At 73.4% G+C, this 16,606-nt stretch carries 12 protein-coding genes; 5 read left to right on the top strand and 7 right to left on the bottom strand.

Annotated elements, in window-relative coordinates:
* The first annotated feature begins 38 nt into the window (after positions 1-38).
* From ACX9MN_RS08305 to ACX9MN_RS08295, 3 genes are all read left to right on the top strand, one after another.
* The gene (locus ACX9MN_RS08305) at positions 39-1,484 is read left to right on the top strand and encodes an FAD-binding oxidoreductase (RefSeq protein WP_489724172.1); all 1,446 of its coding nucleotides are present in this window, start codon (positions 39-41) and stop codon (positions 1,482-1,484) included.
* A gap of 258 nt (positions 1,485-1,742) precedes the next feature.
* On the top strand, positions 1,743-2,036 hold the full coding sequence (locus ACX9MN_RS08300) for a DUF2218 domain-containing protein (RefSeq protein WP_012320003.1): 294 nt from the start codon (positions 1,743-1,745) through the stop codon (positions 2,034-2,036).
* A 149-nt stretch (positions 2,037-2,185) separates the two neighbouring features.
* The gene (locus tag ACX9MN_RS08295) at positions 2,186-3,778 is read left to right on the top strand and encodes an ABC transporter substrate-binding protein (protein WP_482958378.1); all 1,593 of its coding nucleotides are present in this window, start codon (positions 2,186-2,188) and stop codon (positions 3,776-3,778) included.
* A gap of 16 nt (positions 3,779-3,794) precedes the next feature.
* On the opposite strand, the gene putA is transcribed toward ACX9MN_RS08295, so the two are convergent.
* Together putA and ACX9MN_RS08285 are read right to left on the bottom strand one after the other, a co-directional pair.
* A complete protein-coding gene (putA, locus tag ACX9MN_RS08290) occupies positions 3,795-7,481 on the bottom strand; it encodes a trifunctional transcriptional regulator/proline dehydrogenase/L-glutamate gamma-semialdehyde dehydrogenase (RefSeq protein WP_489724171.1) in 3,687 nt (1,228 codons plus the stop codon).
* Between the two features lie 102 nt (positions 7,482-7,583).
* Positions 7,584-8,396 carry a polysaccharide deacetylase family protein gene (locus ACX9MN_RS08285; RefSeq protein ID WP_489724170.1) on the bottom strand — a complete coding sequence of 271 codons (813 nt, stop codon included), beginning with the start codon at positions 8,394-8,396 and terminating at the stop codon, positions 7,584-7,586.
* 141 nt (positions 8,397-8,537) lie between these two features.
* On the opposite strand from ACX9MN_RS08285, the gene ACX9MN_RS08280 reads away from it, so the two are divergent.
* Complete coding sequence (locus ACX9MN_RS08280; RefSeq protein ID WP_091926893.1) at positions 8,538-9,584, top strand: saccharopine dehydrogenase family protein; 1,047 nt, start codon at positions 8,538-8,540, stop codon at positions 9,582-9,584.
* Positions 9,585-9,727: 143 nt separating this feature from the next.
* On the opposite strand, the gene ACX9MN_RS08275 is transcribed toward ACX9MN_RS08280, so the two are convergent.
* The 5 genes from ACX9MN_RS08275 to ACX9MN_RS08255 form a co-directional block, all read right to left on the bottom strand.
* Positions 9,728-11,251, bottom strand: coding sequence for a UxaA family hydrolase (locus tag ACX9MN_RS08275; RefSeq protein ID WP_489724169.1), 1,524 nt, complete (start codon positions 11,249-11,251; stop codon positions 9,728-9,730).
* A 46-nt stretch (positions 11,252-11,297) separates the two neighbouring features.
* The gene (locus ACX9MN_RS08270) at positions 11,298-12,608 is read right to left on the bottom strand and encodes an MFS transporter (RefSeq protein ID WP_489724168.1); all 1,311 of its coding nucleotides are present in this window, start codon (positions 12,606-12,608) and stop codon (positions 11,298-11,300) included.
* 107 nt (positions 12,609-12,715) lie between these two features.
* The gene (locus ACX9MN_RS08265; protein WP_427509845.1) at positions 12,716-13,786 is read right to left on the bottom strand and encodes a malate/lactate/ureidoglycolate dehydrogenase; all 1,071 of its coding nucleotides are present in this window, start codon (positions 13,784-13,786) and stop codon (positions 12,716-12,718) included.
* A gap of 120 nt (positions 13,787-13,906) precedes the next feature.
* Entirely contained in the window at positions 13,907-15,406 is a 1,500-nt protein-coding gene (locus ACX9MN_RS08260) for a M81 family metallopeptidase (protein WP_489724167.1), read from the bottom strand.
* A 32-nt stretch (positions 15,407-15,438) separates the two neighbouring features.
* Positions 15,439-16,155, bottom strand: coding sequence for a DUF1194 domain-containing protein (locus tag ACX9MN_RS08255; protein WP_091680721.1), 717 nt, complete (start codon positions 16,153-16,155; stop codon positions 15,439-15,441).
* 276 nt (positions 16,156-16,431) lie between these two features.
* Between ACX9MN_RS08255 and ACX9MN_RS08250 the strand changes: the two genes are divergently transcribed.
* Positions 16,432-16,599: a hypothetical protein gene (locus ACX9MN_RS08250; RefSeq protein WP_244526958.1), complete on the top strand. Its 168-nt coding sequence runs from the start codon at positions 16,432-16,434 to the stop codon at positions 16,597-16,599.
* The last annotated feature ends 7 nt before the right edge of the window (positions 16,600-16,606 follow it).

The following is a 16,606-nucleotide window of genomic DNA, read 5'->3' as shown; positions in this document are numbered from 1 at the left end:
CTTGCGTCCGGCCTGCTCCGGCCTACAGAATCCGCGCGATGACGCCGACAGCCGCCCTCGACACCCTGCTGACCGCGCTCCGGGACGGGCTCGGCGCGCGGCACGTGCTGACGGATCCCGACGCCCTCGCGCCCTACCTGACGGAGAGCCGCCGCCTGTTCACCGGGTCGGCCCTGGCCGTGCTGCGGCCGGGGAGCACCGAGGACGTCGCCTTCGCGGTCCGCGCCTGCACGCAGGCCGGGATCGCCGTCGTGCCGCTCGGGGGCAATACCGGCCTCACCGGCGCCGGCGTGCCGCAGGGCGGCGTCGTCCTGTCCCTGGAACGCATGAACCGCCTGCGCGCGGTCGACCCGGTGGACGCCACCATCACGGTCGAGGCCGGGATGATCCTGCAGGAGGTGCAGGAGGCGGCCGAGGCCGCCGACATGCTGTTCCCGCTCTCCTACGCGTCGCGCGGCTCCGCCCGGATCGGCGGCGGCGTCAGCACCAATGCCGGCGGGATCGCGGTCCTCGCCTACGGCAACGCCCGCGACCTCGTCCTCGGGCTGGAGGTCGTGCTCGCCGACGGGCGCGTCTGGAACGGGCTCAGGGCCCTGCGCAAGGACAATGCCGGCTACGACCTGAAGCAGCTCTTCATCGGCTCGGAGGGCACGCTGGGCATCGTCACGGCGGCGGTGCTGAAGCTGTTCCCGCGGCCGCGCTCGACGAGCGTCGCCTTCGTCGGCCTCGACTCGGCGAAGGCGGCTCTGGACCTGTTCGTCTTCCTGCGGACGCGGATGGACCGCGACCTCACGGCCTTCGAGTACCTGCCGCCCTTCGCCCTCGAGATCGTGCTCCGCCACGTCCCGGGGACGGTGCGGCCGCTAGACGGCGCGCACGGCGCCTACGCGCTGATCGAGGTCGCGTCCGCGCGCCCGGACGCCGACACGGGGGCCGAACTTGAATCGGCCCTCGGGCAGGCCCTGGAGGACGGGCTGATCGCCGACGCCACCATCGCGACCAGCGGGGCCCAGAACGCCGCGCTCTGGCGCCTGCGCGAGGGCGTTCCCGAAGCGCAGACCCGCGAGGGCGCCTCGATCAAGCACGACGTGTCGGTGCCGCTCTCCCGCCTGCCCGAGTTCCTGGAGCGGGCGGGGACGGCCTGCCTCGCCGAGATGCCGGGCCTGAGGCCCTGCGGCTTCGGCCATTTCGGCGACGGCAACATCCATTTCAACCTGTCACAGCCGCCCGGCATGGAGCCCGCGGCGTTCCTGTCCGCCTGGGGCCGGTTCAACCGGATCGTTCACGACCTCGTGCACGCCCTGGGCGGCTCCATCGCGGCCGAGCACGGCGTCGGCCTCATCAAGCGCGAGGAACTCGCGCGCTACGGCGACCCGGTCGGGCTCGACCTCATGCGGCGCCTGAAGGCCGCGCTCGATCCGGACGACCTGCTCAACCCCGGCAAGGTGCTCGCCCCGACCGATCGCGGTGCGCCGCCGGCCTGAGTGAATTTGTGCATCGCGCCATAATTCGGCGCGGAGACGGGTGCAGGACAGCCACGCCGCGCCGCGAACCGCCGGGGCGGCCCGTCGCGTTAAGCCGCTGCTAACGCTTCGGACACACGCTCAATACAGACGGCGGAGACGGATCCGTCGGCGCCAGGCATGGCAATTGCTCTGAGGCCTCCCTATCTCGCACGTGCGAGATCGAACGACGAACCGTCACCGACAGGCTGTTTTCACATCCATCTGGAGACCGACGGAATGCCCACCTCCCAGGCCCGCGTGCAGACCACCGAGGCGAGCCGCTACCTGCAGCAGCTCTGCCGGCACTGGAGCCACAAGTTCAAGGTCGAGGCGACCCCCGTTCACGGCACCGTGCCCTTCGGCGAGGACCGCGTCTGCACCTTCGATGCCGAGCCCGACGCGCTGGTGATGCGCATCGACAGCTCCGACCCGGTCAACCTCACCCGGCTGGAGAACGTCGTGGCCGACCATCTCGCCCGCTTCGCCTTCCGCGAGAGCCTCGGCGACATCCGCTGGTCGCGCGCCGCCTGAGGGCCCGCGCAGCGCGATCACGGGCGACCCGTCCGGCTCCCGGCCCGGGCGGGTTCTGAGATCCCGATCGAAGCGCGGCAGTGGCGCACCACTTGCACGCGAACCCGGCTTGCGGCCAGATCGAACGCCGCCGTGACCGGGATCGATTCATGAAGCGACGCACCCTGCTGACCGGCGCCGGAGCCCTGATGGCCGGGGCTCTCGCCCGGCCGGCCCTTGTCCGGGCGGCCTCCGCGACGACCCTGCGGTTCGTCCCCTACGCGGACCTCGCGCTCCTCGACCCGATCATCACCACCAATTACGTCACGCGCACCCACGCGCTGATGGTGTTCGACACGCTCTACAGCCTCGACACCGCCTACCGCGCTCAGCCGCAGATGGTGGCGGGCCACGAGGTCGCGTCCGACGGCCTCACGTGGCGCCTGACCCTGCGGGACGGCCTGCGCTTCCACGACGGGACGCCCGTCCTCGGCCGCGACGTGGTGGCGAGCCTGAAGCGCTGGGCGCAGCGCGATGCCTATGGCGGGGCCCTGTTCGCGACGGTGGACGAACTCTCGGCGCCCTCCGACACGGTGGTGCAGTTCCGCCTGAAGCGGCCCTTCCCGCTCCTGCCGGACGCCCTGGCCAAGCCGACCTCCTACGTCCCGGTGATCATGCCGGAGCGCCTGAGCGCGACGCCCGCGACGCAGCCGGTGCCGGAGATCGTCGGCAGCGGCCCGTTCCGCTTCGTCCCCGAGGAGCGGGTCCCGGGCTCGCTCAACGTCTACCGCCGGTTCGAGGCCTATCGACCGCGCCCCGACGGCACGCCGAGCTTCACGGCGGGGCCGCGGATCGCGCATTTCGACCGCGTCGAGTGGCGCACGATCCCCGACGGCGCGACCGCGGCCGGCGCCCTGCGCTCGGGCGAGATCGACTGGTGGGAGCAGCCCCTCGTCGATCTCGTACCGGACCTGAACCGCCAGCCCGCCGTGCGGGTGGATCTGGTGGAGACCGCCGGGCTGATCGGCCAGATCCGCCTCAACCACACCCTGCCGCCCTTCGACAATCCCGCGATCAGCCGGGCGCTGCTCGCGGCCGTCGACCAGACCGAGATGATGGACGCCGTCGCCGGCAGCGACCCGGCGATCCGGCGCGGGCCCGTCGGCATCTTCACGGCCGGCGGGCCGATGGCGTCCTCGGCCGGCATGGAGGCGCTGACCGCCCCCCGCGACCTCGCCGCCGCGAAGCGGGCGCTGGCGGCGGCGGGCTACAAGGGCGAGCGCGTCGTGCTGCTCTCCGGGACCGACGTGCCGCGGATCAACGCGATCTGCGAGGTGATGGCCGATGCCTGCCGCAAGATCGGGATGAACCTCGACGTCGTCGCCACCGACTGGGGGACGGTCAACCAGCGGATCCTGAACGCCAAGCCCCTGGACCAGGGTGGCTGGTCGATGTTCGGCATCTTCTCCGGCGGGCTCGACCACCTCTCGCCGGCCTACCATCTGGCCGCCCGCGGGAACGGCCGGGCCGGCGTGCCGAGCTGGCTGACCGACGCGCCCCTGGAGGAACTGCGCGGCGCGTGGTTCGACGCGCCGGACCTCGACGCCCAGAAGGCGCTGGCGGCGCGGATCCAGGCGCGGGCGCTGGAGGTCGGCGCCTACCTGCCCTGCGGCCAGTATTTCCAGCCGACCGCCTACCGGCGGGACTTGGAGGGCATGCTGACCGGGCTGCCGCTGTTCTGGAACCTGCGCCGGTCGGCCTGACCGGGCAGTTCCGGGCTCACCCGACGCTCATCAGGCTGGCATTGCCGCCGGCCGCCGCGGTGTTGATCGTGGTGGTGACCTCCTCCACCAGGCCGGCCGGATCGTAGAGATTGCCGGAAGCCAGCGCCTCGGGGCAGCGGGCCTGGATCGGCAGGATCGCGCCCTCGCGGGCCGCGACGGCCCTGTTCAGGGCCAGCAGGTCGTCGGCGTCGCCCGCGAACAGGATTCCGGCGATCGCGCCTGCGCGCCCGAGATCCGGCGCCCGGGCAAGCCGCGCCGCGCACGCTTCCGGCAGACCGTCCAGGACCGGATCGCGCCCGTCCGGCCCGATGACGACGGCCGCGTTGCCCGTGCCGAGGATCGCGCCGAGCTGGAGCAGGAGCGCCGTCTCGGTGGCCGCGACGGCCGCGACGCGCCCGCGGGGACGTAGCGCGTACAGGTTGCTCTCACCGACGGGACCGGCCAGCGCGATCGCGGCGCGGCCGGGATAGCGGACGGATTCGAGCCTGTCCGCGAGGTCGTGGCGGTGCCGCGAGCGCAGCCACGCCGTGTAGGGACGCAGCGCCCCGTCGTCGGTGGGCAGCCCGTCGCGGGCGGCGGCGGGCGATCGCCGTAGCAGGCGGCCGAGGGCCAGCGGGCCGCCGGCCTTCGGGCCCGTCCCCGACAGCCCGGAGCCGCCGAAGGGCTGCACGCCGACCACCGCGCCGATGATGTTGCGATTGACGTAGCGGTTGCCGGCCCGCACGCGATCGAGGACCCGGTCGATGGTCTCGTCGATGCGGCTGTGCAGCCCGAAGGTGAGCCCGTAGCCGGTCGCGTCGATCGCCGCGAGGAGCGCGTCGAGGCCGTCGCGGCGGTAGCGCAGCACGTGCAGCACCGGCCCGAACACCTCCTGCTCGACATCGGCGACGGCCCCGATCTCGATCAGGGTCGGCGGCACGAAGGTCCCGGCGCCGGCCTCGGGCGGCAGGGGAAACTGCTCCACCGGGAAGCCACGCGCGCGCATCCGCGCCACGTGTCCGACGACCCGGTCGGCGGCCTCGGCGGTGATGACCGGCCCGACATCGACGGGCAGGGCCCGCGGGTCGCCCACCCGCAGCTCCCGCAGGGCGCCCTTCAGCATGTGCAGCGTCCGGTCGGCGATCTCCTCCTGCAGGCACAGGATGCGGAGCGCCGAGCAGCGCTGCCCGGCGGAATCGAAGGCCGAGGCGATGACATCGGCCACCACCTGCTCGGCGAGCGCGGAGGAATCGACCACGAGGGCGTTCTGGCCGCCGGTCTCGGCCACGAACGGCACCGGCTCGCCGAAACGGTTCAGCCGCTCCGCCAGAGCGCGCTGGATGCCCTTGGCCACCGCCGTCGATCCGGTGAACATCACGCCCTGCACGCGCGGATCCTCGACCAGGGCGGCGCCGACCCGGCCGCCGCCCGGCAGGAGGTGCAGCGCCTCGGCGGGAATCCCGGCCGCGTGCAGCGCGCGGACGGCAGCGGCCGCGATCAGCGGGGTCTCCTCGGCGGGTTTCGCCAGGACCGTGTTGCCCGCCGCCAGGGCGGCCGCGACCTGACCGACGAAGATCGCCAGCGGAAAATTCCACGGCGCGATGCAGGCGACCGGACCGAGCGGCGCGTGCGTTTCCCCGAGGGTCCGCTCGGCCTCGGCGGCGGCGTAGCGGAGGAAGTCGACCGCCTCGCGGATCTCCGCGACGGCGCTCGCGCAGGTCTTGCCCGCCTCCCGCACGACGAGGCCGATCAGCGGCGGCATCTGCGCCTCGAGGGCGTCGGCGGCCCGCCGCAGGCAGGCGGCGCGCGCGGTCGCCGGCGTCGCCGCCCAGCCGGCCGCGCCCGCCTGCGCGCGCGCCACGGCGACCGCCACGGTCTCGACCGTCGCCGCCCGGTATAAGCCGACGATGTCCCGGCGGTCGGCGGGATTGCGGACGGGTTCGTCGGCCGCCGCGTCGTCCGCGCCCGAGGGTGCCGCCCGCCACGCGGTGCGGCCGCTCGCCGCCAACCCGTCCGACAGCTGGGCGAGGGCCGCCTCGTCGGCGAGGTCGAGCCCGGCCGCGTTGGCGCGGGCCGGGCCGTAGAGCGCCCGGGGGGCCGCGATCCGCGGATGCGGCGCGCCGGGATCCGGCGCGGCCTCGACGGCGACGACGGGGTCGGCGATCAGATCCGCCACCGGCACGGCCTTGTCGGCGACCCGGTTGACGAAGGACGTGTTGGCCCCGTTCTCCAGGAGGCGCCGCACCAGGTAGGCGAGCAGGGTCTCGTGGGTGCCCACGGGCGCGTAGATGCGGCAGGGCCGCTGCAGGATCTCGCCGGCGACGACCGCCTCGTAGAGCGGCTCGCCCATGCCGTGCAGGCACTGGAACTCGTACTGGCCGAGCCGGAAATCCGGGCCGGCCATCTCGACGATGCTCGCGAGGGTCTGGGCGTTGTGGGTGGCGAATTGCGGGAAGACCGCGTCGGGCGCCGCGAGCAGCCGGCGCGCGCAGGCGAGGTACGAGACGTCGGTATGGACCTTCCGGGTGAAGACCGGGAAATCCGCCAGACCGTCGACCTGCGCCCGCTTGATCTCGCTGTCCCAGTAGGCGCCCTTCACGAGGCGCACCATCAGCCGCCGGCGGCACCGCCGCGCGAGGTCGATCAGCACGTCGATAACGAACGGGCAGCGCTTGCCGTAGGCCTGGACCACGAAGCCGAGCCCGTCCCAGCCGGCGAGATCGGGCTCGGCGGCGAGACGCTCCAGGATGTCGAGCGACAGGTCGAGGCGGTCGGCCTCCTCGGCGTCGATGTTGAGACCGATGCCGTGCCCCTCGGCGAGGCGGGCGAGGTCCCGCACGCGGGGATAGAGTTCGGCCAGGACCCGGTCGCGCTGCGCGCGGGCGTAGCGGGGATGGAGCGCCGACAGCTTGATCGAGATTCCAGGGCCGCGGAGCACGCCGCGCCCGGCAGAGGCCGCGCCGATCGCCGCGATCGCGTCCGCGTAGGCGCGCCGGTAGCGCTCGGCGTCCTCGGCGGTCACGGCGGCCTCGCCGAGCATGTCGTACGAGTAGGTGAAGCCCTTCGCCTCGAGCCGCGCCGCGTGCCGCAGGGCCTCGGCGATGGTTCGCCCCGCCACGAACTGCTCGCCCATCATCCGCATGGCGAGATCGACGCCGGTCCGGATCACGGGCTCGCCGCCGCGGGCGATCAACCGGGTGAGCGCGGCCGACAGGCCGGCCTCGTCCCGGGTCGCCGCGAGCCTGCCGGTCACGAGCAGGCCCCAGGTCGCCGCGTTGACGAAGGGCGACGGGCTGTGCCCGAGATGGGCGGCCCAGTCGCCGCCGGCGATCTTGTCGCGGATCAGCGCGTCCCGTGTCGCCGCGTCGGGGATGCGCAGCAGCGCCTCGGCGAGGCACATCAGCGCCACGCCCTCCTGGCTCGACAGCGCGTACTCGTGGATCAGCCCCTCGACGCCGCCGCGGGTGCCCTGGCGCCGCAGGGTCTCGACGAGGCGCCGCGCGTCCTCGGCGACGTGCCGAGCCGCCTCGGGCGGCAGGCGCGCTTCTTCGAGGAGCGGGAGCACGCAGTCCTGCTCGGGCCGCCGGCAGGCCGCGACCACCGCCCGCCGCAGGGGCGACAGGTCCGTCAGGCCGGCCGCGAACGCGCCGAAAGGCTCGCTCGCCGCCGCGGCCGCCTCGTCGACTACGCCGGATCCGGACATGGGCCGCCCCTCGGACACGGCGCGCTGGCATCGCGCCGTCGCGGACTCACGCTACACCGTCGGGGGCCCGCGTCGAGGCCGAACACGCTGTGGCCGATCGCGTCACTTCGAGGCCTGCGCGTGGGCGGATTCCAGCGCGACGGCCAGGAGCGGCTGCGCACCCTCCCGACGCAACGTCGCCACGGGAATCACCACCGGGTCGGCACAGGCCTGGACGACGTGCGCGAGGTCGAACTGCACCGCGAGGCCGCCGGTCTTGGCGTCGAGCCACGCCATCATGGCCGGCGGCTGCCCGTCATAAGTTTCGGCGACGGCCTCGCGGCACTCCTTGTCGGCGTCGTCCGCCTTCGGATCGCCCGTCTTCGGACGATAGCCCGCGAGGTAGAGGGCGTGCAGCCTCTTCGACGCGAGCGTCACCATCTTGGTCCCGCCCGGGCCCTCCGCCAGGGCGAGCTTGCCGGTCAGGGAGTTGGGCAGCAGGGTCGTCCAGTCGACCGGGGCGCCGGTGGTGAGATCGTAGACGATCGACATCGTGCCGCTATTCGGGTGCGCGCCGCCGCAGAACCCGCTGTCGAAGATGACGAAGCTCAGGAAGCGCGGGCCGCGCATCGGAGCCTGGACGGTGCGCTCCCAGGAACTGTTCTTCCCGCCCTGATCCTTGCACGCCTGCTCGGCCTTCAGGGCCCGCGCGTCGAGGCGCTTCAGCGCCGCGTTGATCCGACGCTCGGCCTCGTCGGCCGGCGCGGCGATCTGCGGCATGGCGGCGATGCCGGGGCTCGCGTCCGACGGCGCCTTCAGGACCACCGGCCCGTCACCGGCCTGGGCGGGCGCGGCCAGGCCCAGGAGGACAGCGCCAAGGCAGACGATCCGGCGGCTGGCGCGGCGCGCGCGCGGCGGGAGGTTACGCTCGTACATCGTGCCTCGGCTCCTGTTCGGGCGGGGACGGAGGGTGTCAGATCCCCGCCGCGGGACGATCGGATCGGCGCAGCCCTAGCATCCGGGGCGGCGACGCGGCGCGCGCTTTGACACCGGCGGAAGCGGTGTCAGAACCCCGGGATGACCGCGATCCTGATCTACGGCGCCACCGGCTATACCGGGCAGCTCCTGGCCGCGCACGCCGTCGGGCAGGGGTTGCGCCCGATCCTGGCCGGGCGCGATCCCGAGAAGCTGCGGCCGCTGGCGGCCCGGCTGAACCTCGAGATGCGGGCCGCGCGGCTCGACGATGCCGCGGGCCTGCAATCCGCCCTCGCGGGCGTGGCGGCGGTGATCCACGCGGCCGGCCCGTTCTCGCGGACGGCGCGGCCGATGGCCGAGGCCTGCCTCGCGGCCGGCGCGCACTACGTCGACATCACCGGCGAGATCGCCGTGCTGGAGGCCCTCGCGGCCAAGGATGCGGCCGCGAAGGCGGCCGGCATCGTCCTCCTGCCGGCGGCGGGCTTCGACGTGGTGCCGAGCGACTGCCTCGCCGCCCACGTGGCCGGCCGCGTTCCCGGCGCGACGCATCTGCGCATCTCCATCGGCGGGTTCGGCGGCTTCAGCCGCGGCACCGCCCGCACCATGGTGGAGGGCATCGCCTGGGGCACGCGGGTGCGCCGGGACGGGCGCATCGTCGAGTTGCCGAGCCCGCCGCGCGCCACCGCGGATTTCGGAACGGGACCGCGCCGGACCGTCGGGCTCGGCTGGGGCGACGTGTCGAGCGCGTGGTACTCGACCGGTGTCCCGAACATCGACGTCTACTTCGAGGCCTTCCCCGCCATGGCGGCGGCGGCCGGCCTGCCCGCCGGCATCCGCCGCATCATCGCGGGCGGCACCGCGCAGCGCCTGATCAATCGCGGCATCGACCGGCTGCCGGAGGGCCCTTCGGCCGCCGCGCGCGAGAAGGCCCGCAGCACCTTCCTGGCGGAGGCCTGGGACGGCGCCGGCCGCCGCGCGGCGAGCCGGATGGAGACGCCCGAGGGCTATACGCTCACCGTCTGGACCGCCTTGGAGGCGGCCCGCCGCGTCGCTGCCGGCACCGTCGCGCCCGGCTTCCACACGCCGGTCACGGCCTTCGGCCCCGACTTCATCCTGAGCTTCCCGCACGTGGTCCGGACCGACCTCTGAGACCAGGCCTGCACGGCGGTCGGAATGGCCGTCTCTGCGTGCGCAGCGAAGCAATCCAGGGCTGCGCCACACTCACCGAAGTTTCGCCTCCCCGGATCGCCGCGCTGCGCTCGCGATGACGGCGGAGCGCGCGCCCCGCTCCCTCACACGGTCGCGCCGATCTGCCAGGGGGCGAATTCCGATGCGCCGAAATCGAACTGCTCGCTCTTCGTCCGCTCGCCGCCGGCGACCCGCAGGATGAGGTCGAAGATCCGGTGGCCGGCCTGCTCCACGCTCTCCGCGCCGTCGAGGATCGTGCCGCAATTGACGTCCATGTCCTCCTCGAGTCGACGGTACATGGCCGAGTTGGTGGCGATCTTGATCGAGGGCGACGGTTTGCAGCCGAACACGCTACCGCGGCCGGTGGTGAAGCAGACGAGGTTCGCGCCGCCCGCGACCTGCCCGGTCGCCGAGACCGGGTCGTAGCCGGGCGTGTCCATGAAGACGAAGCCCTTGGCGGTGACGGGGTCGGCGTAGCGCAGCACGTCGACCAAGTTGGTGCTGCCGGCCTTCGCCATGGCGCCGAGGGACTTCTCCAGGATCGTGGTCAGGCCGCCGGCCTTGTTGCCCGGCGACGGGTTCGCGTCGATCTCCGAGCCCTCCTTGCGGGTGTACTCCTCCCACCAGTGCATCAGGTCGACAAGCTTCTGGCCGACCTCCGGGCTGATAGCGCGGCGGGTGAACAGGTGCTCGGCGCCGTAGGTCTCGGTGGTCTCCGACAGGATCACCGTGCCGCCGTTCCGCACCACGAGGTCGCTGGCGATCCCCAGCGCCGGGTTGGCCGACACGCCGGAATACCCGTCCGAGCCGCCGCACTGCAGGGCGACGATCAGCTCGCTCGCCGGCACCGGCTCGCGGTGGACCACGTTCGCTTCGGTCAGGATGCCGGTCACGAACTCGATCCCGGCCTCGACGGTCTTCCGGGTGCCGCCGAGGCTCTGGATGTTCATGCTGCGGATCCGGCCGCCGAGCCCCTGCTCCTCCAGGAAGGCGCCGATCTGGTTCACCTCGCAGCCGAGCCCGATCATGACGATGTGGGAGAAGTTGACGTGCCGCGCGTAGCCCGCGAGCGTCCGCCGCAGGAGCCGGAGCGGCTCGCCCATCGCCATGCCGCAGCCGGTCTTGTGGGTCAGCGCCACGACACCGTCGACGTTGGGATAGGGGGCGAGCGGGTCGAGGCCGAGGATCGGGTGCCGCCGGAACGCGTCGGCGATCAGGTCGGCGACGTGCGCGCTGCAATTCACCGAGGTGAGGATGCCGACGTAGTTGCGCGTCGCCACGCGCCCGTCGGGTCGGCGGATGCCCTGGAAGGTCGCGGGCGGCGTCACCAGCTGGGTCGGCGTCGCATCGACCCCGAACGCGTAGTCCCGGGCGAACTCGCCCATCCCGAGATTGTGGACGTGGACGTGGCGACCGGCCGCGATGTCCGCCTTGGCGAAGCCGATGATCTGCCCGTACTTGGTCACCGGGTCGCCGCTCCGGTGGGCCCGGACCGCGACCTTGTGGCCGGCCGGGATCCGCTCCGCCGCCGCGACGCCGTCGGCGACCGGCGTTCCCGGCTCGATGGCGCCGCGGGCCACGGCCACGCCGTCGGCGGGGCGGAGGGTGATCACGGGATACGTGGACATCGGTCTCTCCTCGGATGCCGTCGCGCCAGTCGCCGTCACCGCGCCGTCACCGCGCCGCTTCGGGGCGCAGGGCCGGGGCGCGAGCGTCGCGGACCGGCAGCGGCGCGATCTCGCCGACCACGAACAGGTAGATGAAGGCGCCCAGCAGGCAGAAGCCGCCGGCCACGATCAGGGGGATCACGAACGAGCCCTGGGTGACCGTCAGCATGACGCCGGTGAAGGTCGTCGTCACGATCCCGGCGACGTTCGACGCGAAGTTCTGGATGCCGCCGATCGAGGCCACGTGGGCCGGGGTCGGCGCCACGTCGCCGGGCAGCGCCCAGATCGAGGCCGCCGTGAAGGCGAGGCTGCCGTAGGCGACCGCGAAGCACAGCAGCGCCACGTAGATGTTCGGGGCGATGATCGACAGGGTGATCACCGACGACATCAGCATGCCGCCGACGAGGCAGGTCTTGCGGGCCGCGGTGAGGCTCCAGCCGCGGCGGTAGAGCGCGTCCGACGCGAAGCCGCCGAGCCAGCCCGCGGGGATCGACGCCAGGGCCGGCAGGCTGCCGAGCGTTCCGAGCTCCGCAAGGGAGAAGCCCCGCGCCTTGACCAGGTAGGTCGGGAACCACGTGATGAAGAAGTAGATCACGAAGTTGAGGCAGAAGAACCCGGCCATCATGCCCCAGACCGTGCGGTAGCGGAACAGCGACAACCAGGGCACCTGGTTCTGGGCATCCGCCGCGTCGACGGTCTTCGGCCGCTCCTGCGCGGCCCGCAGTCGGGCGAGCTCCTCCGGCGACACCTTCGGGTGGTTCTCGGGCTCGCGGTAGAGCCACATCCAGAACACCGCCCAGACGAAGCCCAGCACGCCGGTGACGACGAAGGATTCCCGCCAGCCCAGCGTCGCGATGACCCAGGAGACCAGCGGGATCGCCAGGGCCGAGCCCACGCGGGAGCCGCTGTCGAAGATGCTGCTCGCGAAGCTGCGCTCGCCGCGCGGGAACCACGAGGCCGCGACCTTGGCGAAGGACGGGTAGGCCCCGGCCTCGCCGATGCCGAGCAGCATGCGCAGGCCGAGCAGGGACAGGAACCCCCGTCCCACCGCGGTCAGCGCCGTGCAGGCCGACCACCAGACCACCGCGACGACGAGGGAGAGCCGCGCGCCGACCCGGTCGGCCACGTAGCCGAAGGGCAGCTGCATGATCGCGTAGGTCCAGAAGAAGCCCGACAGGATCAGGCCCATGTCGGTGGCGTCGAGCCCGAGCTCCTTGGACATGGACGGCGCGGCGACCGCCAGATTGGCGCGGTCGATGTAGTTGATGGCGTTGGCGGCCATGCAGAGGCCGATCATGAGCCAGCGCAAGCGAGGCATCGTGGGCTCCTCCCGTCTTCCGGGTATGGCGTCCCCGGTCCGTGCGGCGCCCCCGTTGAGGCCGGGGGTCGCCGCCGAGCGTGGTGTCGTGCCGGGTCGTTCCCGGCTCAGGTGCGATAGGCGTTGCCGTCGAGGCCGTGCGGCCGGCCGGCGGCGAGCAGGGTCTCCCAGACGGGCTCGGGCAGCGGCACGCCCTCGGCGAGGCGCTCGGCGCGCATCCGTCGCTCCGGCTCGCCGGGCAGCAGGACCTCGGCGCCCGGCATCGGCTTGGCGCTCTTGAAGAAGTCGAGATAGGCCCGCGTCTCGGCCGCGAGGGCGTCCTCGGTGCCGAGGGCCGACGGCGTGACGTAGATCGACAGCATGCCGTTGCAGATCCGCCGCTGCCCGGGCCCGGCCGTGCCGGAGCCAGTGAGCGCGCCGGCCAATAGCTCGCACATCAGCGCGAGGCCGGAGCCCTTGTGCTCGCCGAACGCCCGGATCGCACCCGCCCCGCGCTGGTTGTCGCGCTCGACGCCCTCCAGCGGGCCGAACAGGGTCGCCGGGTCGGCGCTGAGGCGGCCGTCGGGCTCGATCAGCGCGCCCTCGGGCAGCGGCTTGCCGCCTCGGGAAGCCACCAGCACCTTGCCCTCGGCGACCAGCGAGGTGGCGAAGTCGAGGATGATCGGGTCGCCCCCCGGGACCGGGAAGCCGGCCGCGAAGGGCGCCGTCGAGAAGCGGCGCTCCACGGAGCCGAACGGCGCCACGAGGAGGCTGCCCGCCACGTTGACGAAATGGACCGAGACGAGCCCCGCCGCCGCCGCCCGCTCGGCCCACTCGCCGATCCGGCCGATATGCCCGGCATGCCGCAGGGCGATGATCGCGACGCCGTTCGCCCGCGCCTTGGCGATCCCGAGATCGACGGCGACGGGGCCGGCCGTCTGCCCGAACCCGTAATGGGCGTCGACGAGGGCGAAGTTCGGCGCGTCGGTCACGATCTCGGGCGTGCGGCCGGCCTCGACCTCGCCGGCGCGCAGCCACTCGACGTAGCGGGTGACGCGGACGACGCCGTGGCTGTCGTGGCCGGTGAGGTTCGCCGCCACGAGGAAGCGGCCGATGCGCTCGGCCTCCGGCTCGGCGCAGCCCTCGCGCACGAAGATGTCCCGCACGTAGGCGGTCAGCCTGTCGGCCGGAATCCGCATCCCGTCTCTCCCTCGCCGCGCTTCACCGAGCGCGTGCGGGATGAACCTAGCGCCCTCGCACGTGCGGGGCGAGCACCGGCGGGTGACGGCGGCCGCCACCTGTCGTCCCCGCCGGACCGGTCACGGGTCGGACGGGACGGGCCCGGGCGGGTCGCCGTAGGGGAAGAAGTCGGCGGCCCGCATCTGCGCGTAGGCGAGGTGATCGAGGCGCACCGTGCCGAGGAACGGCTCCGGCGGCTCCACCAGCAGGATCGTGCGGGCGTAGCCGCTGTCGTCGAAGCCGCGCCGGAAATGCACCCGCGACTTGATCGCCACGACGTCGAAATCCGCCGGGTCCAGGCCGAGCCGCCACAGCTCGTCGGGCTCGACGATCTGCGCGAGCTGCGGGCTCAGCACGAGGACGTTGCCGGCCCCGAACGCGACGCAGATCCAGGTGCCTCCGCCGCCGCTGCCGGCGACGCCGGGCTCCGGCGCGGCGACGACGCGCAGCACGGTCCCGGTGATGCGCACCGGGTCGCCCGCGGACGGGTCGCCGCCACCGCCGACCGGCGCGTCGAACGGGTCGCCGGCCGCGAGGGACCCCGTCGCGATGTCGGGCGACGCCACGGTGGCGACCAGGGTGCGGGCGAGGCCCTGCCGGAGGATCTCGCGCAGCAGCCAGGTCGCCCGGCCCGACCGGTCGCTGTGGTCGGCGAGGACGACCGGGGCGGCCCCCTCCGCCACCGCCGCCCGGGCGAGGCGCACGCCGTCGGCGATCGTGTGGATCCGCGTCGCCTCGAGCAGCGCGCGCCGCTGCCGCCACGCGAAATCCGCGACGTCCCGCGCCACCCGCTCGGCGAGGGCCGGGTCGTCGTCGGTGATCGCCTGCACGGTCATCCCGCCGTCCGGGGCGTCGCCCCACGGGAAGCCGAAGAAGACGTTGACGTACACGTCCGGCTCGCGCGCCTCCCAGACGAGGGCCCGCTGCACGAGGTCGGACCACGGTGCGGCGCCGGTCCACTGCACGACGGTCGGCGAGAGGATCGGCACCTTGAGGGTCCGGTGCGCCGGCCGGAAGTCGCCGCGCACGGCGCGCACCAGCATCCGGGCGGCCCGCTGCCCCTGCAGGTGGCCGTCGTAATGCGGGAAGTACTTCACCGCGAAAGCCATGTCGGCGTGGTCGAGGAAGGCGGCGTCCTCGTTGCCGTGCAGGTCGAAGGTCCCGACCAGGATCACCCCCTCGCCCACCGCGGCGCGCACCTGCCGGGCGATGTCGGCCTCCGGCCTGGGGACGCCGCGCACCGCCATCGCGCCGTGCAGGGCGAGGTAGACCCCGTCGAACGGGCCCTGCGCCCGCAGCTCCGCCACCATCTGCCCGAGGAAATGCGCGTAGGCGTCGGCGGTGATCCAGCCCGAGGCGGTGCCGGTGCGCGGCCAGAGCGGCGAGGTGATCCCCACGAGCTCGACGCCGTCGTACTCCCGCGCCACCTGCACGAAGCCGCCCATGTAGCCCTTGGGATCGGTGGCGAGCAGCGCGGCCCCGGCAGCCGGTGAGCCGGGATAGATGAAGTCGTCCCGGGTCGTGTCGTTCGGCAGGAACGTGACGGTCTCGTGCGTGAACTGGAGGACGGCAAGGCGCATCGATGGTCGGTCCTCTGGGATCCGGTTGACGGTCAGGAGATCTCGCGCACGAGCTTCGCGATGAGCGAGCGGCCGAAGGCCGCGAAGCTCTCGGCGGTCATCACGAAGGCGCCCTCCCCGCCGATCACGACGCTCCGGTAATACGCGGCCAGGCCGCCCGCCGGATTGGTATGCTCTTTCAGGAAGGCCGGCATCCCCTCGGGTTCGGTGAGGATGACGATGCCGTTGACCGTGATGCCGGCCGCGACGGCGGCGTCCCGGGCCTCGGCGATGGGCCGCCCGGCATTGCCGGTGCCGTCACCGGAGATGTCGATCACCCGGCGCTCGGCGCGGAACGGCGCGCGGGCCAGAAGGTCGGCGGCGAAACCGATCGCCGAGCCGATGGCGGTGCGTCCGTAGAACGGGCGCGGCACCGCGCGGAGGCGCGCCGCGAAGGCGGCCGCGTCCTGCGCCGAGGCGATCACCATCCAGTCGACCGCGACCTGCTGCTCGCCGGGTCCGGCCCAGTCGAACAGGGCGACGCCGATGCGCCCGGTCGGGCCGTCGCCGATGGCGCGCAGCACGCGCGGGTCGCCGAAGGCCTCGGCGTAGCCGCGGCGCTCGAGGTCGAACCGGGCCTCGCTGATGCTGAGTGACACGTCCACCGCGAGGACGAGGAGGAGGTCGACGCCCGTATCCGCCGCGCGGGCGGGGCGGCCGGCCAGCGACAGGGCGGCGAACATCCCGGACAGGAACGGGCGTCGCCGCATGGCCGACCCTCGATCTGGGGCGCCCGCGCGGGACGGCGGGCGGCTCACCCATGCAACGAGCCTGCCGACCCGCCGGTTCGAGCGCTCCGGCCGCGCCGCGCGAAGGTTCCGCTCCCGCGGCGCGGACCCGCGCCGCTTTCGGCCGCATCACGGGCCGGGGCGGCCGCCCTACCTGCCGCGGATCGGGGCGCCGCCGGCGCCGCCCACCTAGAGACAGTCGTCATGCAGCGTGTTCGCCGAATCGGTCGTGCCATCGAGAACGGGATCGTCGGAGCCGTGACCGGGACGGTCGCAGGCGTCAGCCGGATGATCGACGGGTTGATCGGGCTGGTGGGCCGCCTGTCCGAGCGCCTCGACGCTCGCCTGTCGTCGCTCGCCGACGCGTCCCGGGCGCGCCACCGGCGCGAGGGCCGCCGGCAGATCGACCCGATCTCGCTGGAGTAGCAGCGCG

This window comes from Methylobacterium sp. 1A (assembly GCF_058072805.1).
The sequence above is the reverse complement of the archived record's forward strand: the minus strand, read 5'-3'. Positions and strand labels throughout refer to the sequence as shown.